Genomic DNA, 19,704 nt, shown 5'->3' on the forward strand with positions numbered 1-19,704 from the left:
ACAGAGCCATGTCGTCGCAGACCTCCGGTCGAACGGACGCGCAGCGGGGGCGCGGGAGCGGGGTTGCCGGGAACAGGACCGGGTCAGGCACCCACACCGGCCGTACGCGACGCCGGTGCACCGTCGCCCTCTGGTACCCCGGCGATGGCCTCGACGTTGAAGAGCCGGGCGATCGGCACGTCGGTCGAGCTGTGCGCGACGATCGAGAAGGCGATGCACACGGCGATGAGCGTGAACGCCTCCTCCCCTTGCGGGATCCCCGCCTGGAGCACCAGCAGTCCGTACACCACGGAGGCGAAGCCCTTCGGCCCGAACCAGGCCGCCACCAGCTTCTCCCGGCGGGTGAACCGCGTGCCGAGCAGCGACAGCAACAGGGAGGCCGGGCGGATCAGCGCGATGGCAAGGACCACCGCGACGTAGCCGCCGAAGGACAGGTCGCCGAACAGCTGCGGCGTCAGCAGCGCGCCGAACACCAGCAGGGCCGCGAACTTGGCCAGCTCCGACAGCGCCTCCCCCAGGGGCTCGAACGCCTCCTTCGCCTCCGGCGAGCGTGCGGTGAGCACTGCGCCGGCGGAGAAGGCAGCGAGGTAGGGGTTCGCGTGCGTGAGGTGGCACAGGGCGTACAGGGTCACGCCGATGGCGAGAGGCAGCAGCGGCTGAAGCTTGGGCTCGGCGCCCAGCAGCCGGAACCTCACCAGCTCGTTCACGACGAACGGCAGGACCACACCGAAGACCAGCCCGAGGACCAGCTCCAGGGCGATCTTTCCGAGCGACGCCTCGGCGTCGCCGGAGGTCGGCCCGGCCGCCGCGATCAGGATGAGGACGACCGGCAGGGCGAGCCCGTCGTTGATGCCGCTCTCCACGTTCAGCAACTGGCGCAGCTTTGACGGGACTTCCTTGCGCCCGACGATCGCCGACGCGAACACGGGGTCGGTCGGCGCGAGGACGGCACCGACCAGGAACGAGGTCGTCCAGTCAAGGCCCACCACGAAGTGCGTGATCAGAGCCATGCCGACGAAAGCGAGCGGCATGCCGAGCCCGAGGGCACGCGCCGGGTTGCGCCAGTTCTCCCGCAGCTTGGGGAAGGAGACGTGCATGCCGTCGGTGAACAGCACCGCGAACAGCGCCAGGTCCGCCGTCACGGACACGATCTCGCTGTCCGGGGTGATGTGGATCAGTCCCAGAAATCCGTCGCTGACCAGTGCGCCGCCGACAAGGAAGAGGAAGGACGTCGAGAGCACGGTCCGGGCCGCGAGACCGGACAGCAGTACCGCGATGAGCAGCGCCACACCGAACACCACAACGAGCACCATGACCTGGACCCCCGATCGACGAAGAGACTTCTGTCCACACCGCCGACCAGACTTCCCGGCACACCAGTGGGGAGCTTACGCGTGCTTTACGCGTTCCTGACAGGTCCTTGACGCGCACTCTGGGACAGGGATCCTTGCCGGATTCCGGCAAGTCGAGGGCAGCCTGCGGGACGTCAGCGTTGCGAGCGTCGACCCATGACCTGGGCGACCAGGAGACCGGCGAGCAGGGCCCACGCCACCACGCCGTAGCCGCCATACGCCCAGCCCGCGGCGCCCACCGCAAGAGCTGTCAGCGAACCGCCCGCCAACGCGACTCTGTCCGTGACAAAAGCCCACTCCCGTCGTGCGCTGCCGGGGTCTCGCAGCTCCAGCACGGCGGTCTTGATGACCAGGACCGCAGTGACGACCAGCGCTGTGGCCAGTGAAGGTTCCACGCCCCGCCCCTCTCCGGGTCAGCGTTCGGTGGTGGCGTCGACTTGGTAGATGTCGGGGATGCCGTCGTGGTCGTCGTCGCGGTTCTCCTCCTCGTAGAGGCGCCGGTACACGCCGTTGCGACGCTTGACCAGCATCGCCGCCATCACGGCTGCGATCAGGGAGCCGATGAGGACCGCGGCCTTCACGGGTCCGGCGGCCGCTGGGTCGGGGAAGGCGAGTTCGCCGATCAGCAGGGCGACGGTGAAGCCGATCCCGGCCAGTGCTGAGAGGGCGAAGACATCGGCCCAGGCCAGTTCGGGATTGAGCCGGGCGCGCGTGAAGCGCGCGGCCAGGTAGGTCCCGGCGAAGATCCCGACCGTTTTGCCGAGGACAAGTCCGAGAACCACGCCGAGCGGTTCGGGTCTGGTGAACACGTCGCTCAGTGACGCGGCCGAGACGCTGACGCCGGCGGCGAAGAGTGCGAAGAGCGGGACCGCGACGCCGGCCGAGACGGGGTGGAGGAGGTGGGAGGTGCGTTCGCCGGGAGAGCGGTCCTCGTCCTTGTCGCGGGTGGTGCGCAGGATGAGGCCCATGGCCACGCCGGCGACGGTGGCGTGGACGCCGCCGTTGTACATCAGCGCCCAGATAGCGATGCCGAGCGGGGCGTACCACCACCATCCGCGGACGCGGAAGCGCTGCAGCAGGTAGAAGACGACGAGGCCCGCGAACGCTCCGCCGAGAGCTGCGAAGTTCAGGTTGCTGGTGAAGAAGACCGCGATGACGAGGATGCCGCCGAGGTCGTCGACAACGGCGAGGGTGAGGAGGAAGGCACGCAGCGAGGCCGGCAGGTGAGTGCTGAGTACCGCGAGTACGGCCAGCGCGAAGGCGATGTCGGTGGCCATGGGCACCGCCCAGCCGTCCAGACTGCCGCCCCCCGTCGAGGCGGTGACCGCGTAGAACGCGGCGGGGACGATCATGCCCGAGATGGCGGCGATGACCGGTAGGGCGGCGGTGGCGGGGGTGCGCAGCTCACCGACGACCAGCTCGCGCTTGAGTTCAATGCCTGCAACGAGGAAGAAGAGCGTGAGCAGGCCGTCGGCGGTCCAATGCCCGATGGAGAGGTCCAGGCCGAGCGCCGATATACCGAAGTGGAAATCGCGTATTCGCTCGTAGGCGTCAGCCCAGGGCGTGTTCGCCCACACCAGCGCCACAACAGCCGCCCCCAGCAGGACCAGCCCGCCGACGGTTTCCGTCCTCAGGGCCTGGGCGATGGCCGTGCGCTCGGGCAGCGGCAGGAGGCCGAGAAAGGGGGAACGTTCGCGCGGCGCGGCAGCCATGAAAGAGTCCTCCGGGGATCGTCTTGCGGGCATACGAGCCCCTGACGCCGACCAGACTTCCCGGCACACCGCGCGTCGGTCACAAGCCCATGGGGGCTGCATATTGACGCGTTCCTAACACCCTAACCGGCGCCCTTCGGTTCCGCTAGGTGCCCTTTCACCTGCGGGAATCCAGCGACCGGGCATGACGAGCGGGCCCGTTCACACCAAGGCGCAGGGTGTGCACGGGCCCGCTCAGGAGCCGGGCCGCGGGGGCGGTCAGACGGTGGTCTTCACCGACTCCTGGTCTTCGTCGCCGTCGGTGATCTCGCCGGCCTTGCGGGCCCGGACGAACTCCAGGAAGGAGTTGAGTTCGCGCTTGACGACCGGGGCGAGGAGGTACAGGCCGATGATGTTGAAGACCGACAGCAGGAAGAGCGCGGAGTCGGCGAGGCTGATCAGCGAGTCGAGGGACATCAGGGAGCCCAGGACCACGAACAGGCTCCAGACGGCCTTGAAGACGGTCTCGCTGGTCTTGCTCTTGCCGAACAGGTACGACCAGGCCTTGAGGCCGTAGTAGCCCCAGGTCAGGATCGTGGAGAAGGCGAACAGCAGCACCGCGATGGTGAGCACGGCCGGGAACCAGGGCAGTACGGTCTCGAAGGCGTCGGAGGTGATGGTGACGCCGCCGATGCTCTCGCCCGCGCGGGCCTCGGCCCAGCTGTCCGGGTCGGCGATGGCGATGGTCAGCGCGGTCATGGTGCAGATGACGACCGTGTCGATGAACGGCTCCAGCAGGGCGACCAGACCCTCGCTCGCGGGGTGCTTGGTCTTGACCGCGGAGTGGGCGATGGGGGCGGAGCCGAGACCGGCCTCGTTGGAGAACGCGGCGCGCTGGAAGCCGACGATCAGGGCACCGATCACACCGCCCGCGACGCCGTCGGCGTCGAAGGCGCGCTGCAGGATGTTCTGGACGGCGTCCGGCACGGCGGTGATGTTGCCCAGGATGACGACCAGGCAGGCCACGATGTAGATGCCAGCCATCGCGGGCACCAGCCGGCTGGTGACCGAGGCGATGGAGCGGATGCCGCCGAGCAGCACGAGGCCGACCAGCGCGGAGACGACCAGGCCGAAGAGGACGGCACCGGCGGAGGAGGCCAGGAAGCCGTCCTCGCCGCCGAAGGTCGAGGAGATCTGCGCGTAGCTCTGGTTGGTCTGGAACAGGTTGCCGCCGAACAGACCGAAGAAGAGGATCATGATCGAGGCGAGGACGGCGAGCACCTTGCCGAGCTTGGCGCCACCGTTGCCGAAGCGCTCCTTGAGGCCCTTGGGCAGGTAGTGCATCGGACCGCCGGAGACGGTGCCGTCGGCGTGCACCTCGCGGTACTTCACACCGAGGGTGACCTCGACGAACTTGGTGGCCATGCCGAGCAGGCCGCACAGGATCATCCAGAACGTGGCACCCGCGCCGCCGATGGACACGGCGACGGCCACACCGGCGATGTTGCCGAGGCCGACCGTGCCGGAGACGGCCGCGGTCAGCGCCTGGAAGTGGTTGACCTCGCCGGGCGACCCCTTCTCGTCGTACTTCCCGCGCACCACGTCGAGGGCGAGTCTGAACTTGCGGAGCTGGACGAACCCGAACCAGCCGGTGAAGACGAGACCCGCGACCACGAGCCAGACGACGATGAGGGGGAGGTCTGCACCTCCTACGGGGACCGTGTAGAAGACGACGTCCCCGAGCCACTTGGCTATGGGCTCGAAGAATCCGCTGACTGCTTCGTCGACGGAGGTGGTGACGGAGTCGAGTGACACTATGGCTACCTCGGTGGCGCGGGGACCGGCGCAGAAGCCTGCGCCGGAAGGAAGTGCGGTCTTTGAGCGAACGCCGTTGTCCGATCGGCGACCTGGGATGACGTGTCCGCGGACTCGGAACGTCACGGCCCTGGCCTGTAGTCGGCTCGTAGGCCGATGCTCCGCGCGGCGGCGTGGGGGTCATGCCACTTGCGGAGTTGCGACGTTCTACCACGGCTTTTACCAGATCTTTAGTGATGCAGGTCACGTATCCGCCTGTCATCGCAAAAGCGCCAGGTGGCGCAATCAGACCGTTATGCGGGGACAGAAGTCCGTTCAGCGGGCACATATCTCTGTGCGACGGGATCGTGACGACAAGCCCCGGCTACCGGTCGCCCCTGGTCTCGGCCGAGAGGGCGCGGCAACCCCGAAGTCCTCCCAGCCCTCGTCCTCGACGTCGCCCTCGACAAGCCCGGCCACCGCCCCGCCTGCAACGGCCTGAAGATCCTCAACCGACTCCAGGAACGTGGATACAAACCCGGCTACCTTGCCGGTGACCGCGCCTACAACAACTCCGAGCCCGACGAGTGGCAGCTTCCCGTCCGGGCCATGGGCACAAGCCCGTCTACGACTACCGCGCGGACCAGCTCGGCAAGCAGGCCGGCACACACGCCGCGATCCTCGTCGAAGGCCGCTGGTACTGCCCCTCCATGCCCGAGCCCCTCATCAAGGCCACGATCGACCCGCACGCCGATCGCATCGACCGGGAGACGTGGATCAAGCTGATCGCCGCTCGTCGCGGCTACCGCATCATGCCGAAAGAGAACGCCGACGCCGACGGCTACCAGCGGATGATGAGCCCCGCCGAGGCAAGCAAGGCCCAGTGCCCCATCAAGCCCCACACCATGGGCCGCGGCATCCACCTGCCCCTCATCGACCCAGAGCCCAGCCCCACCGGCCCGCTCAAGGTCTGCCGCCAGCGCACGATCACCGTCGGCCCCGAAGCCGGCGCCAAGCAGTGGCAGGCCCTGGACTACGGCTCCCGCCGCATCCGCGGCATCGCGGCACAAACGATCCTGCTCGCCTTCCAGCTGGCCCACGCGAACCGCCGCAAGATCAAGAAATGGCTGGACACTCTGTCGCTCGGCGGCGAACGGCCTCGCCGGCGCACCCATCACCGTCGGCAGACAAAAGAACCAAAGAGCTGGACCCCGACCGGCCTCCTGGCACCAGCGGCATGGATCACTCCGTCCAGGCACTTCAGCACCACCGAGACAGGCCCCACCCGTGAGATAGCTCACGCGCGGGACCTGTCGTATGCCCTGATCAGGCTGTGTGATGCCTCACAACGATCATGGAAATGAGAAACGGGCCCCTGCGGTGACTACCGTCACCTGCAGAGACCCGTTTCGTCGGTACCTCAGGGTGCGCGAGGGGGGAGTTGAACCCCCACGCCCTTGCGGGCACTGGAACCTGAATCCAGCGCGTCTGCCTATTCCGCCACCCGCGCATTGGGTGTGTTTTCGGGCCCTTCCCTTGCGGTCCGGCGCCTTCCGACACGCAGAACATTAGCACGCCGTCCAGGGTGGATTCACATCCCTTATCCCCAGGCAGCCGCCGTGCAGCGGGCATACGGAAGGCCATGCAGATGCCATGCGGCGGCCGTACAGTCGCCCACCAGCACAGTCGAGACGGCCCGCCCCGGCACCGGCCGAGAGGGGTGCCCCGCGCTCCGTATCAACGAGAACCTGTTCACGTATCAACCTCGTACCGGTACCACGCATCTCCCCAGGAGCGGGTCGGGGTCCACAGTCAGGTGCGGGACACTGGTCTGCGGCCGCCTCTACGATCCATGGCAAGACTGTGTCCGTGAGGAGTTCGAAGGAGAGCTCCACAGGGAACTTCGAGGGCGTCGACACCCGTCGACCGGGCCGACAGGGGGAACCAGCCGATTCACCGGCGCGTGGATACGATCAGTAAGCAGTACCAGGTAAGGCAGTGCCCGCCCGGCGGGAAAAAGGACGAAGCAGGCTAGGAGGAGGTGCCCCATGGGAGTCCTGAAGAAGTTCGAGCAGCGTCTCGAAGGTCTGGTCAACGGCACCTTCGCCAAGGTGTTCAAGTCCGAGGTCCAGCCCGTGGAGATCGCGGGAGCGCTCCAGCGCGAGTGCGACAACAACGCGACCATCTGGAACCGCGACCGCACGGTCGTCCCCAATGACTTCATCGTGGAGCTCAGCGCCCCGGACTACGAGCGTCTGAGCCCCTACTCCGGCCAGCTCGGCGACGAGCTCGCCGGCATGGTCCGCGACTACGCCAAGCAGCAGCGCTACACCTTCATGGGCCCGATCAAGGTCCACCTGGAGAAGGCCGACGACCTCGACACCGGCCTGTACCGCGTACGCAGCCGTACGCTCGCCGGTTCCACCGACCAGCAGGGCGGCCAGCCGGCCCCGCACCCGCCGCCCCGGCCGGGCGGCCCGGTGGCGGTGGCGGCGCCCAGGGTGGCTACGGCTACCCGCCGGCCGCCGCACCCGCAAGCGCCCCGCCCATGCCGGCCGCGCCGCCGCCCGGCGGCCGCCCCGGCGGCTACGGCCACCCGCAGCCCGCGGGCGGCCAGCGCCCCCCGCCGCGCCCGCGGCCGGAGGTCGCACCCGCTACTGGATCGAGATCAACGGCACCCGCCATCAGATCTCCCGCGCGACGCTGGTGCTGGGCCGCAGCACCGACGCCGACGTGCGGATCGACGACCCCGGCGTCTCCCGCCGGCACTGTGAGATCCGGACCGGAACGCCCTCGACGATCGCGGATCTCGGGTCCACCAACGGCATCGTGGTGGACGGGCAGCACACCACCCGCGCTACGCTCCGCGACGGCTCGCGGATCGTCGTGGGCAGCACCACCATCATTTACCGGCAAGCCGAAGGGTGAAGCGGGGGCAATGTCAGAGCTGACCCTCACGGTCATGCGGCTGGGTTTCCTGGCCGTCCTGTGGCTGTTCGTGATCGTGGCCGTGCAGGTCATCCGCAGCGACCTGTTCGGAACGCGCGTCACACAGCGCGGATCGCGTCGCGAGGCCGCACGGCCGCAACAGGCCGCACGGCAGGCGGCGACCCCGCCGCAGCAGCGCGGCCAGCAGGGCGGCGGCCGCCAGCGCCGTAACGCCCCTCCAAGCTGGTCGTGTCCGAGGGCACCCTCACCGGCACCACCGTCGCGCTGCAGGGCCAGACCATCACCCTGGGCCGGGCGCACGACAGCACTATCGTGCTGGACGACGACTACGCCTCCAGCCGGCATGCCAGGATCTACCCGGACCGCGACGGCCAGTGGATCGTCGAGGACCTGGGCTCCACCAACGGCACGTACCTCGACCGAACGCGGCTCACGACCCCGACACCGATTCCGCTGGGCGCGCCGATCCGCATCGGCAAGACCGTCATCGAGCTGCGGAAGTAGTACGACAATGAGCGAGCGGAGCGAGCACGCAGTGGCGGCCCCCACCACGGGCCCCGGCGCGCTCCCGACCGGAGGGTGGGCACCGTGCGGATGTATCCGGAGCCGACGGGCGAGGTGCGCATGAGTCTGTCACTGCGCTTCGCCGCCGGATCGCACAAAGGCATGATCCGGGAGGGCAACGAGGACTCCGGATACGCCGGTCCGCGCCTGCTCGCCATCGCCGACGGCATGGGCGGCGCCGCCGCGGGCGAGGTCGCCTCCTCCGAGGCGATCTCCACCATCGTCGCCCTCGACGACGACGTCCCCGGCTCCGACATCCTCACCTCGCTCGGTACGGCCGTACAGCGCGCCAACGACCAGCTGCGCGCGATGGTCGACGAGGACCCGCAGCTGGAGGGCATGGGCACCACGCTCACCGCCCTGCTGTGGACCGGGCAACGCCTCGGCCTCGTCCACGTCGGCGACTCCCGCGCGTACCTGCTCCGCGACGGCGTCCTGACCCAGATCACGCAGGACCACACCTGGGTGCAGCGCCTCGTCGACGAGGGCCGAATCACCGAAGAGGAAGCCACCACGCACCCCCAACGCTCCCTGCTGATGCGGGCGTTGGGCAGCGGCGACCATGTCGACCCCGACCTCTCCATCCGCGAGGTCCGCGCCGGCGACCGGTACCTGATCTGCTCCGACGGCCTCTCCGGCGTCGTGTCCCACCAGACCCTGGAAGACACCCTCGCCAGCTACCAGGGCCCGCAGGAGACCGTCCAGGAGCTCATCCAGCTCGCGCTGCGCGGCGGCGGCCCCGACAACATCACCGTGATCATCGCCGACGTCCTCGACCTGGACACCGGCGACACCCTGGCCGGGCAGCTGTCCGACACCCCGGTCGTCGTCGGCGCGGTCGCCGAGAACCAGCAGCACCACCTGCACGACAACGGCATCATGCAGACCCCCGCCGGCCGCGCCTCCGGGCTCGGCCGTCAGGTGCCCGGACAGGGCGGCGGAGGCGGCGAGTTCGGCCCGCCCGGCTCCGGCGACACCACCGGCTATGTACCCGCGGGCGGCTTCGGCGACTACACCGACGACGACTTCGTCAAGCCCCGCAAGGGCCGCAAGTGGCTGAAGAGATCCTTCTACTCGGCCCTCGCCCTCGCCGTCATCGGCGGCGGCCTGTACGGCGGTTGGCGCTGGACGCAGACCCAGTACTACGTCGGCACCAACGAGGAACACGTCGCCCTGTACCGCGGGATCAGCCAGGACCTGGCCTGGGTCTCGCTCTCGAAGGTGGAGAAGGACCACCCCGAGATCGAACTCAAGTACCTGCCGCCGTACCAGCAGAAGCTCGTCGAGGGGACCATCACCGAGGGCGGCCTCAAGGACGCCCAGGCGAAGATCGACGAGCTGGCGCTTCAGGCCTCCGCCTGCAAGAAGCGCTCCGATCAGCAGGCCGCCCAGAGCGAGCAGAACGCCAAGACGGGCGAGGGCGAGGCCGGAGGCACCACGGGAACCACCCGTACCTCCCTTACGTCCAAGGCGACACCGACACCGAATCCCTCGGCGTCCACCCAGTCCCCGCCCCCGTCCTCCTCCACCTCCCCGACCCCGCCTGCGACGCCAAAGCCCGGCCCCACTCTCTCGGAGGAAGAGCAGAAGGTCGTCACGAACTGCGGCACGCAGTAGGCAAGCCGTGAGAGGCCCCGTCACACCATGAGCAGTACTACGAACTCGCCGACGCACCACACGTCCACGATCGGCGCGATCGGCGCGCCGAGCAGGCGCAACACCGAGCTTGCGCTGCTGGTGTTCGCGGTTGTCATTCCGGTGTTCGCCTATGCCAACGTGGGGCTGGCGATCAATGATCAGGTGCCGGCCGGGCTGCTCGCCTACGGCTTGGGCCTCGGCCTGCTGGCCGGCGTCGGCCATCTCGCCGTACGTAAGTTCGCGCCCTACGCGGACCCGCTGCTGCTGCCGCTGGCGACGCTGCTGAACGGGCTCGGCCTGGTCGTCATCTGGCGTCTGGATCAGTCCAAGCGACTCAGCAACTACGCCGACGCCGCGCCGCGCCAGCTGCTGTACTCGGCGATGGGCGTCGCCCTGCTGGCGGTCGTACTGATCTTTCTCAAGGACCACCGCGTCCTGCAGCGCTACACGTACATCTCCATGGCCGGCGCGCTGTTCCTGCTGGTCCTGCCGCTCGTGCCCGGCCTCGGTGCGAACATCTACGGTGCCAAGATCTGGATCAAGATCCCCGGCCTCGGCACCCTCCAGCCCGGTGAGTTCGCGAAGATCGTCCTCGCGGTCTTCTTCGCCGGCTACCTCATGGTCAAGAGAGACGCCCTGGCCCTGGCCAGCCGTCGCTTCATGGGCCTGTACCTGCCGCGCGGTCGCGACCTCGGTCCGATCCTCGTGGTCTGGGTGATCTCGATCCTCATCCTGGTCTTCGAGACCGACCTCGGTACATCCCTGCTGTTCTTCGGGATGTTCGTCATCATGCTGTACGTCGCCACCGAGCGGACCAGCTGGATCGTCTTCGGCCTGCTGATGTCCGCGGTCGGCGCCGTCGGTGTGGCGAGCTTCGAGCCGCACATCCAGACGCGTGTGCAGGCATGGCTCGACCCGGCACGCGAGTTCCAGCTCAGCCGCTCCGGCGTCCAGGACGGCATCGTCCACTCCGAGCAGGCCATGCAGGCCCTGTGGGCCTTCGGATCGGGCGGCACCCTCGGCACCGGCCTCGGCCAGGGCAACTCCGACCTCATCGGCTTCGCCGCCAACTCCGACTTCATCCTCGCCACGTTCGGCGAAGAGCTGGGCCTGGCAGGCGTCATGGCGATTCTGCTGCTCTACGGGCTGATCGTCGAGCGCGGTGTACGCACGGCCCTCGCGGCCCGCGACCCGTTCGGCAAGCTGCTGGCCATCGGCCTGTCCGGCGCCTTCGCCCTGCAGGTCTTCGTCGTGGCCGGCGGTGTCATGGGCCTCATCCCGCTGACCGGTATGACGCTGCCGTTCGTGGCCTACGGCGGTTCCTCCGTCATCGCCAACTGGGCTCTGATCGGCATCCTGCTGCGCATCAGCGACACCGCACGCCGCCCGGCGCCAGCGCCCGCGCCCAGCCCCGACGCCGAGATGACCCAGGTGGTCCGTCCGTGAACAAGCCCCTACGCCGGATCGCGATTTTCTGCGGACTCCTCGTCCTCGCACTGCTCATCCGCGACAACTGGATCCAGTACGTCCAGGCCGATGCGCTCAAGACCGACAAGAACAACCGACGCGTCATCATCGAGCGCTACGGCACCCCCCGCGGCGACATCATCGTCGACGGCAAGGCGATCACCGGCTCGGACGAGACCTCGGGCAGCGACTTCAAGTTCAAGCGCACCTATACGAACGGCCCCATGTGGGCGCCCGTCACCGGTTACGCCTCGCAGGCCTTCGGCGCCAACCAGCTGGAGTCCATCCAGGACGGCATACTCACCGGTAACGACGACCGGCTCTTCTTCCGCAACACCCTCGACATGCTCACGGGCAGGGAGAGGGAGGGCGGAAACGTGGTCACCACCCTCAACGCCGCCGCCCAGAAGGCCGCGTACAACGGCCTGAAGAGCCAGGGCGGCAAGGGTGCCGTCGCGGCCATCGAGCCCTCCACCGGCAAGATCCTCGCGCTGGCGTCCTACCCGTCGTACGACCCCTCGTCCTTCGCCGGCAACTCCACGACCACCGACACCGAGGCGTGGCAGAAGCTCCAGAAGAAGACCAACCCGGACGACCCGATGCTCAACCGGGCGCTGCGCGAGGTCTACCCGCCGGGCTCCACCTTCAAGGTGGTCACCGCGGCAGCCGCGCTGGAGCACGGCCTGTACACGGAGGCGGACGACAAGACCAAGACGCCGCTGCCCTGGACGATGCCGGGCACCGAGACCGTGCTGAAGAACGAGGGCAACATCCCCTGCAAGGACGCGACGCTGCGCGTCGCCCTGCAGTACTCCTGCAACACCGTCTTCGGCAAGGTCGGCTCCGACCTCGGCAACGACAAGATGCTGGAGACCGCCAAGAAGTTCGGCTTCACCGAGGAGCAGTTCACACCGATCCGCACCAGCGCCTCGGTCTTCTCCGACGACATGAACCCTTCACAGACGGCACTGTCCTCCATCGGCCAGTTCAACACCGCCGCCAGCCCGCTGCAGATGGCCATGGTCGCCTCGGCCGTCGCCAACGACGGCACGCTGATGAAGCCGTACATGGTCGACGAACTCCAGACTCACAACCTCGACCCCCTCGAGAAGACCGACCCCGAGGAGATGAGCAAGCCGCTGTCAGCGGAGAACGCGCAGATCCTGCAGTCGATGATGGAGACGGTCGTCGAGGACGGCACGGGCAAGAACGCGCAGATCGAAGGCGTCAAGGTCGGCGGCAAGACGGGTACCGCCCAGCACGGTGTGGACAACAGCGAGAACCCCTACGCGTGGTTCATCTCCTACGCCAAGGGCGAAGACGGCAGCTCGCCGGTGGCCGTCGCCGTGGTGATCGAGGACGAGAACGCGGTCCGCGACGACATCTCCGGCGGCGGCCTCGCGGCCCCCATCGCGAAGAGCGTCATGGAGGCGGTCATCGACAGCAAGAAGTGACCCCGCTCACGTCCCCTTCACATCGGTGCACGTTGCGATACCGGTCCTGTATCGGGTTACGGGCTTGGCCAGGTCACACAAGATGAGCCGGGTACGGTATGCCCGGACGGCACACCGCCACACCCACAAGGGTGACGGCGGGACCGACGGAGAGGGCTGGTAGGTAGCTATGGAAGAGCCGCGTCGCCTCGGCGGCCGGTACGAGCTGGGCCAGGTGCTCGGCCGTGGTGGCATGGCGGAGGTATACCTCGCGCATGACACCCGGCTCGGCCGCACCGTGGCGGTGAAGACGCTGCGCGCGGACCTGGCGCGCGATCCGTCTTTCCAGGCCCGGTTCCGCCGGGAGGCCCAGTCGGCCGCCTCGCTCAACCATCCCGCGATCGTGGCGGTCTACGACACGGGCGAGGACTACATCGACAACGTGTCGATCCCGTACATCGTCATGGAGTACGTCGACGGCTCCACGCTTCGTGAGTTGCTTCACAGCGGCCGCAAGCTGCTGCCGGAGCGCGCCATGGAGATGACCATCGGCATCCTCCAGGGCCTGGAGTACGCGCACCGCAGCGGCATCGTCCACCGCGACATCAAGCCGGCGAACGTCATGCTGACGCGCAACGGCCAGGTCAAGGTGATGGACTTCGGCATCGCCCGCGCCATGGGCGACTCCGGCATGACGATGACGCAGACGGCCGCCGTGATCGGCACCGCCCAGTACCTCTCGCCGGAGCAGGCCAAGGGCGAGCAGGTGGACGCCCGCTCGGACCTCTACTCCACCGGCTGCCTGCTGTACGAGCTCCTGACGGTGCGGCCCCCCTTCGTGGGCGACTCCCCGGTCGCGGTCGCGTACCAGCACGTACGGGAAGAGCCGCAGGCTCCCTCGGTCTTCGACCCGGAGATCACGCCCGAGATGGACGCGATCGTCCTGAAGGCGCTGACCAAGGACCCGAACTACCGCTACCAGTCGGCCGACGAGATGCGCGCCGACATCGAGGCCTGCCTCGACGGCCAGCCCGTCGCCGCCACGGCGGCCATGGGCTCCGTGGGCTACGGCGGCTACCCGGACGACCAGCCGACCACGGCCCTGCGCTCCGCCGACGGCGGCGCCACGACGATGCTGCCGCCCATGAACCCGGACGACGGCGGCTACGGCTACGACGACCGCCCGGACCGACGCCGCCAGCAGAAGAAGTCCAACACCTCGACGATCCTGCTGGTCGTCGCGGCTGTGCTGGTCCTTGTGGGGGCGGTCCTGATCGGCAGGTGGGTGTTCAGCGGCGACGGCGTCGGGAACAACACGGTGGCCGTGCCCAACCTGGTCGGCCAGTCCCAGAACGACGCCGAGAGCGCGCTGACGAACAGCGACCTCAAGGTGGGCGAGGTCACGAAGAAGCCGTGCGAGGACCAACCCCAGGGCAAGATCTGCGAACAGAACCCCGAGCCCAAGACCACGGTCGACAAGGACTCCTCCATCGATCTGGTGGTGTCGACAGGTGCGCCGAAGGTCACAGTGCCGAGCGTGATCGGTCTGCCGCTGGACGAGGCCAAGCAGCAGCTCGAGGACGACGAGTTCGTGGTCAAGACCGAGACCCGCGAGACCTCCTCGGACGACCCGAACACCGTCCTCAACCAGGACCCGCGGCGCGGCGAGGAGGTCGAGAAGGGATCGACGATCACCCTCACCATCGCCAAGGCGGAGGAGAAGTCCACCGTCCCGGACGTCCTCGGCAAGACCTGTGACGAGGCCAAGGCGCAGATGACGGCCAATGAGCTGGTCGGCACCTGCACCGATGTGGAGACCCAGGACCCGAACCAGGTCGGCAAGGTCATCGCGACCTCGCCCGAGGCCGGCAGCGAGGCCAACAAGAACTCGACGGTGACGATCCAGATCGGCAAACAGGCCCAGCAGAAGACCCAAGTGCCGAGCGTCGTCGGTCAGACGGTGGGCCAGGCCAAGCAGACCCTCGCAGGTGCCGGCTTCACCAATATCCAGTTCGCCAACGGCAGTGACCAGAGCGACACCGCCCTAGTGGCCCAGCAGGACCCCCAGGCGAACACCAAGGTCGACGACCCCGCGAGCACACAGATCACGCTGACCACCGTTGGCTTCGGCAACAACGGCGGAAACAACAACGGCGGAAACGACGGCGGCATCTTCGGCTAGTCCCGAGGCTGCTGCGAAAACCCACACAATCGAATAACTTCGCTGCAACAAGGTCTCGGCACCTAGCCATACGGGTGCCGAGACCTTTCCATTTGGGGTCGCACAAGCACCGGCCGGTGGTGAGTGTCACAGATCTGCGATCTGAGCTTCGCGGCCGTAGCAACCGCACTTTCGGTCTCCACCCCCGCTCAAGGGGCGGACCGGCGGACCGGGCACTCATCCAGTTGTCCTGTCAGGACGAAAGAAAAACCTTCAAGGTCAACGCAGCGCTTTCAGGGAGTGGAGCGCCCACCGCCAAGTACAGCGTCCATCTCAGAACCACTGACTTCATCGACGACACACGCGCCCCGAAGATTCGCCTCATTTCTCTCAACAAGGACAACTCGATCACCAAGTATCAATGGCGCACCGGGGCACAAGGGCGAAACATTATTGACAACTGGGATACGACTCTTCAGCAGCCCAAGAGCTTGAATCAGATAATGGTGGAGGGACCACTAACAAGGACGGCCAACTGTTCTGGTGCGTGGACTACGCCCCAAAGTAGAAGTAAAATAGACCGGCTTCGCGGGGAAGACAGCCGGTAGGGCACGGCAGCCTGAGGTTTCTACGAGCTGGCAGGGGATCGTCTCAACCGGAGCCTGACTCCCGAAGGCAATCGCTTGATTCCTTCCCAAGGACAGTAAACCTAGCCACGATAGAACGTGTCCGTCGCGATGCCCCGGCTCTTGTTCGCCGAGTGCCGGGGCTCCGTCGTGTCACCAGGTCACTGCCGACTATATAGAACACTTACGGGTTCAGGACTGACCTCCTTCAAGGAGGCCAGTGGCATTCAGTCACGCGCACGATCCCCCGCGCTGTACCCCCGTCGCGCCATCCTCAACATCGCCATGCTCCTCCGCGACAGCGAAATCGCACGTCAGGTGCGTGTCTACCTCCTCGACATGGAGTACCTGGCACGCACACAGCCTGTGGAAAACCCGGCCTCCAATGACGTCGTCTCCCTCGACGACCGCATCGACCAACGCATCACCCACATCCTCGGCAAGACCGTCGTCCCCATGTTCAACGCCCTGATCGAAACGTCAGGCGAGCACCGCAGGGAGATGATCGCGCTGCGCGCAGGCGTCCAGCGCATCGAACGACGGCTCCACCAGCACCACACCCGGCTGCAGAGGCTCGAAGGCCTACGAGATGACAGGCCCGCCATCGGGGTCAAGGCCGCCATGGACGCCATGCACGGCCGCACCTTCGAGCACCACATCGCCAAACTCCTGCGCCGCGACGGCTGCACCAACGTCGTCGTACAGGGCGGTCACGGTGACCGGGGCGTCGACATCATCGCGCTCACCGCCGACGGACGACGCCTCGTCGCCCAGTGCAAGAGGTTCGCGCCCTACCTCAACATCACGAGCCCTGACGTCCAGAGGTTTGTCGGATCGGCGAAGGTTCTGCACAGCGCGGAAGTGGCGCTCTTCGTGGCCACGTGCCCCTTCACCCCGGAGGCCCTGAGCATCGCCACCGAAGCCGGGATCACTGCCGTACACCGTGGGGGGCTGGAGGAGTGGAGCGCCGGTGAACCGCTGAAGATCCTGGAGTAGGCATGGCATGACGCACAGAGGCCCGAAGCCGCAAGAGGAAGTTGCGGCTTCGGGCCTCCGCCATGCTAGGGGACTGAGGTCCTTGGGGGACCTCAGTCAGTCACGCAGCTCCTCCGGCAACGTCCGCTCCTCGTCCACCTTCTCCACCCGCTCCAACTCCCCCCACACCACATACCGATACCGGCTCGTGTACACCGGCGTGCAGGTCGTCAGCGTGATGTAGTGCCCCGCCTTCGTCTTCCCCGACTCCTTCGGGACGGCCGACAAGACCTTCACGTTGTACTTCGAAGTCTCGGGAAGGACGGCGTAGACCTTGTAGACGTACCAGTCGCCCTTCGTCTCGAAGACGATCGGGTCGCCCTTCTTGATCTTGTGGATGTTGTGGAACTCCGCGCCGTGGCCGTCGCGATGGGCGGCGACTGAGAAGTTGCCCTTCTTGCCCGAGGTCGGCAGGGTCGCCTTGACCGGGTCGGTGTAGTAGCCGGCGACGCCGTCGTTGAGGATCTTCGACGTCGTGCCCTTCTCGACCAGGATGTCGTCCCCGCTCATCGTGGGCACGTGCAGGAAGCCGATGCCGTTCTTGGAGTCGAACTCGGCGGGACGGCCGGCGTCCTCGTCCTCGTGGGCCCAGATGTCACGCACCTTGTCTGCCTGTTTGTCCGCCGCGCGGTCGGCGACGACGTTCGTCCACCACAGGGAGTAGGCGACGAACAGGCCCAGCACCAGGCCCGCCGTGATGAGGAGTTCGCCGAATACGCTGACCGCCGTCGCGATCCGGCCCCTGCCACGGCGGCGTGCCGGGGGCGCGGTGCTGCGGGGGCGGCCGTCTGCTCTTCGGTGCCGTCGGTGGTCGCTGCCACGTTTCATCTGCCCTTAACTGACGAGCGCATCCGGCTTGCCCTTGCTGCGCGGCCGTTCCTCGACCATCTTGCCCCAGACGATCATCCGGTACTTGCTGGTGAACTCCGGCGTACACGTGGTGAGTGTGATGTAGCGGCCCGGCCCGGTGAAGCCCGACCCCGGCGGAACCGGATCCAGCACGCTCACGTTGCTCGGCGACGTCACCGGGAGGATCGACGCCATCTTGTAGACGTAGTACTTGTCCTGCGTCTCCACGACGATCGCGTCGCCCTGCGCGAGCCGGTTGACGTACCGGAAGGGTTCACCATGGGTGTTTCGATGCCCGGCCAGCGCGAAGTTGCCGGTCTTGGCATCCGGCATCGCCGTCTTCAGCTTGCCCTCGGCGTAGTGGCCGACCATGCCCCGGTCGAGCACCTTCTTGTTGCTGATGCCCTCGGCGATCGGGACGACGACGTCCAGCTTCGGGATGTGCAGGATGGCGAAGCCCTGCCCCGGCTGGAAGGTCCCCGGATTGCGCTTGCCGCTCGCCCAGTCGTCCTGGAGGCTGCTGGCTTCCTTGTCCGCCTGAGCGTGCGCGCGAACGTTCGTCCACCACAACTGGTAGCTCACGAACAGCAGCATCAGCACGCCGGTGGTGATGAACACCTCGCCGATCGCCCGGCTGGCGAGAACACCCGCGCTGGGCTTACGTGCCCTTGCCTGTCTGCGGGCCTCCAAGCGCGAGAGGGGGGCCTGCGAGGATTCCGAACCCGTCTCGGCGGGCTCCGACGCCGCGTGTGAACCACCATGGCGCCCGTGACGCCGCTTGGCGGCCTTTCTGCGGGCCGCACGGCCGCCCGTTGGGGTTCCTGTGGCGGAAGCTCCGGAAGAGGCGGCAGAAGCCGATACGCGGCCACCGAGGGGCGGCGGGTCCGGTACCCGCAGAGCCACCGTCTCGTCGTCCGCGGGAGGTATGTACGGCTCCGCATACGGTTCCTCGTACGGTTCCTCGTATGGGTCCGAGTACGGTTCCTCGTACTGCTGTCGGGCCGCGGCAGCCCCCTCAGCGCCGTAGCCCTCGGGACCGCGGTTCTGCGTTCCGTACCCGTCGGTGCCGTACGTGTATCCGCCGCCATAGCCGTCGGCGCCGTAGCCCTCGGCGCGAGGCCCCTGCCCCTGCCCCTGCCCCTGCCCCAGAGTGACGTGGTCCTCCCCGCCGTACCGCTCCCCGAGCGCACCCGACCCCCCGTACGGCTGCTGCCCGTACGAGGTGCCCTGGTCGCCGGCGCCGCCGTAGGAGTCCGTGAAGGACTCCCCGTACGTGGCGCCGGACTCGCGCTCGGGGCGCAGCGCGGTCACGCCGTGGCCCTGCCCACCACCGGGGCAAGCCCCGTCGACCTCGCCACCGCACCCTGGTCGCCGCACTCCACCAGCCAGTTGGCCAGCATCCGGTGCCCGTGCTCGGTCAGCACGGACTCCGGGTGGAACTGCACGCCCTCGACACGAAGTTCACGGTGGCGCAGGCCCATGATGATGCCGTCGTGCGTCCGCGCCGTGACCTCGAGATCGGCCGGCACCGTCTGCGGCTCCGCGGCAAGCGAGTGGTAACGGGTCGCGGTGAACGGCGTCGGCAGTCCCGCGAAGACGCCCTTGCCCTCGTGCTCGACCAACGAGGTCTTGCCGTGCAGCAGCTCGGGCGCACGGTCGACGACACCGCCGTACGCCACCTGTATCGACTGCATGCCGAGGCAGACACCGAAGACGGGCACCCCGGTCGAGGCGCAGTGGCGCACCATCTCGATGCAAACGCCGGCCTCCTCGGGCGTGCCCGGGCCGGGCGACAGCAGGACACCGTCGAAGCCGTCCTGCGCGTGTGCCGTCGACACCTCGTCGTTGCGCAGGACCTCGCACTCGGCGCCCAGCTGGTAGAGGTACTGGACCAGGTTGAAGACGAAGCTGTCGTAGTTGTCCACGACGAGAATGCGCGCGCTCACTGGTTGTCCACCGTCACATCGTTGAAGGGCAGGAGCGGTTCGGCCCACGGGAAGACGTAGTTGAACAGGACGTAGACCACGGCCACGACCAGAGCGAGCGAGAGCATCGCCCTCACCCACGCGTTCCCCGGCAGATGCCGCCAGATCCAGCCGTACATGCCGTCCCTTCCGTCGCACCACGGCACCAGACTCACGCCGT

Annotated in this window: 13 protein-coding genes, 1 tRNA gene and 3 pseudogenes; 8 read left to right on the forward strand and 9 right to left on the reverse strand. The window is 67.6% G+C overall.

What is annotated here, in order from left to right:
* Positions 1–83: 83 nt before the first annotated feature.
* From OHO27_RS20140 to OHO27_RS20155, 4 genes are all read right to left on the reverse strand, one after another.
* Entirely contained in the window at positions 84–1,313 is a 1,230-nt protein-coding gene (locus OHO27_RS20140; protein ID WP_328425868.1) for a cation:proton antiporter, read from the reverse strand.
* A gap of 173 nt (positions 1,314–1,486) precedes the next feature.
* Positions 1,487–1,747: a hypothetical protein gene (locus tag OHO27_RS20145; RefSeq protein WP_328425870.1), complete on the reverse strand. Its 261-nt coding sequence runs from the start codon at positions 1,745–1,747 to the stop codon at positions 1,487–1,489.
* 18 nt (positions 1,748–1,765) lie between these two features.
* Positions 1,766–3,064, reverse strand: a complete 1,299-nt coding sequence (gene nhaA, locus OHO27_RS20150; RefSeq protein ID WP_328425872.1) for a Na+/H+ antiporter NhaA — start codon at positions 3,062–3,064, stop codon at positions 1,766–1,768.
* A 258-nt stretch (positions 3,065–3,322) separates the two neighbouring features.
* Positions 3,323–4,858, reverse strand: coding sequence for an alanine/glycine:cation symporter family protein (locus OHO27_RS20155; protein ID WP_328425874.1), 1,536 nt, complete (start codon positions 4,856–4,858; stop codon positions 3,323–3,325).
* Positions 4,859–5,424: 566 nt separating this feature from the next.
* Between OHO27_RS20155 and OHO27_RS20160 the strand changes: the two genes are divergently transcribed.
* Positions 5,425–6,201: a hypothetical protein gene (locus OHO27_RS20160; protein ID WP_328425876.1), complete on the forward strand. Its 777-nt coding sequence runs from the start codon at positions 5,425–5,427 to the stop codon at positions 6,199–6,201.
* 62 nt (positions 6,202–6,263) lie between these two features.
* On the opposite strand, the gene OHO27_RS20165 is transcribed toward OHO27_RS20160, so the two are convergent.
* A tRNA-Leu gene (locus OHO27_RS20165) sits at positions 6,264–6,347 on the reverse strand.
* Between the two features lie 538 nt (positions 6,348–6,885).
* Between OHO27_RS20165 and OHO27_RS20170 the strand changes: the two are divergent.
* The 7 genes and pseudogenes from OHO27_RS20170 (at position 6,886) to OHO27_RS20200 (ending at position 16,671) form a co-directional block, all read left to right on the forward strand.
* Positions 6,886–7,765, forward strand: a pseudogene (locus OHO27_RS20170) (FhaA domain-containing protein).
* Between the two features lie 10 nt (positions 7,766–7,775).
* Positions 7,776–8,290: pseudogene (locus tag OHO27_RS20175) on the forward strand (FHA domain-containing protein FhaB/FipA).
* Between the two features lie 90 nt (positions 8,291–8,380).
* Complete coding sequence (locus tag OHO27_RS20180; protein WP_328430495.1) at positions 8,381–9,967, forward strand: Stp1/IreP family PP2C-type Ser/Thr phosphatase; 1,587 nt, start codon at positions 8,381–8,383, stop codon at positions 9,965–9,967.
* A gap of 27 nt (positions 9,968–9,994) precedes the next feature.
* The gene (locus OHO27_RS20185; RefSeq protein WP_328425878.1) at positions 9,995–11,434 is read left to right on the forward strand and encodes an FtsW/RodA/SpoVE family cell cycle protein; all 1,440 of its coding nucleotides are present in this window, start codon (positions 9,995–9,997) and stop codon (positions 11,432–11,434) included.
* Positions 11,431–12,909 carry a peptidoglycan D,D-transpeptidase FtsI family protein gene (locus OHO27_RS20190; protein WP_328425880.1) on the forward strand — a complete coding sequence of 493 codons (1,479 nt, stop codon included), beginning with the start codon at positions 11,431–11,433 and terminating at the stop codon, positions 12,907–12,909. Before OHO27_RS20185 ends, OHO27_RS20190 begins: the two co-directional genes overlap by 4 nt.
* A 169-nt stretch (positions 12,910–13,078) precedes the next feature.
* Positions 13,079–15,070, forward strand: coding sequence for a Stk1 family PASTA domain-containing Ser/Thr kinase (gene pknB / locus OHO27_RS20195; protein ID WP_328425885.1), 1,992 nt, complete (start codon positions 13,079–13,081; stop codon positions 15,068–15,070).
* A gap of 890 nt (positions 15,071–15,960) precedes the next feature.
* Positions 15,961–16,671 (forward strand): restriction endonuclease, encoded by a 711-nt coding sequence (locus tag OHO27_RS20200; protein WP_328425887.1) that lies wholly within the window; start codon positions 15,961–15,963, stop codon positions 16,669–16,671.
* 96 nt (positions 16,672–16,767) lie between these two features.
* On the opposite strand, the pseudogene OHO27_RS20205 reads toward OHO27_RS20200, so the two are convergent.
* The 4 genes and pseudogenes from OHO27_RS20205 to OHO27_RS20220 all read right to left on the reverse strand — a co-directional run bounded on the left by OHO27_RS20205 (position 16,768) and on the right by OHO27_RS20220 (position 19,699).
* A pseudogene (locus OHO27_RS20205) lies at positions 16,768–17,531 on the reverse strand (class E sortase).
* Between the two features lie 13 nt (positions 17,532–17,544).
* Positions 17,545–18,870, reverse strand: a complete 1,326-nt coding sequence (locus OHO27_RS20210) for a class E sortase (protein ID WP_328425891.1) — start codon at positions 18,868–18,870, stop codon at positions 17,545–17,547.
* Entirely contained in the window at positions 18,867–19,505 is a 639-nt protein-coding gene (locus tag OHO27_RS20215) for an aminodeoxychorismate/anthranilate synthase component II (protein WP_328425893.1), read from the reverse strand. Before OHO27_RS20215 ends, OHO27_RS20210 begins: the two co-directional genes overlap by 4 nt.
* Entirely contained in the window at positions 19,502–19,699 is a 198-nt protein-coding gene (locus tag OHO27_RS20220) for a hypothetical protein (RefSeq protein WP_328425895.1), read from the reverse strand. Before OHO27_RS20220 ends, OHO27_RS20215 begins: the two co-directional genes overlap by 4 nt.
* Between the last annotated feature and the right edge of the window lie 5 nt (positions 19,700–19,704).

The organism is Streptomyces sp. NBC_00443 (assembly GCF_036014175.1).
Taxonomy (GTDB): Bacteria; Actinomycetota; Actinomycetes; order Streptomycetales; family Streptomycetaceae; genus Streptomyces.

Coding starts and splice junctions, on each gene's coding strand:
- OHO27_RS20140 (WP_328425868.1), bottom strand. CDS start 1,313: ATGGTGCTCGTTGTGGTGTTCGGTGTGGCGCTGCTCATCGCGGTACTG.
- nhaA (WP_328425872.1), bottom strand. CDS start 3,064: ATGGCTGCCGCGCCGCGCGAACGTTCCCCCTTTCTCGGCCTCCTGCCG.
- OHO27_RS20180 (WP_328430495.1), top strand. CDS start 8,381: ATGTATCCGGAGCCGACGGGCGAGGTGCGCATGAGTCTGTCACTGCGC.
- OHO27_RS20185 (WP_328425878.1), top strand. CDS start 9,995: ATGAGCAGTACTACGAACTCGCCGACGCACCACACGTCCACGATCGGC.
- pknB (WP_328425885.1), top strand. CDS start 13,079: ATGGAAGAGCCGCGTCGCCTCGGCGGCCGGTACGAGCTGGGCCAGGTG.
- OHO27_RS20200 (WP_328425887.1), top strand. CDS start 15,961: ATGCTCCTCCGCGACAGCGAAATCGCACGTCAGGTGCGTGTCTACCTC.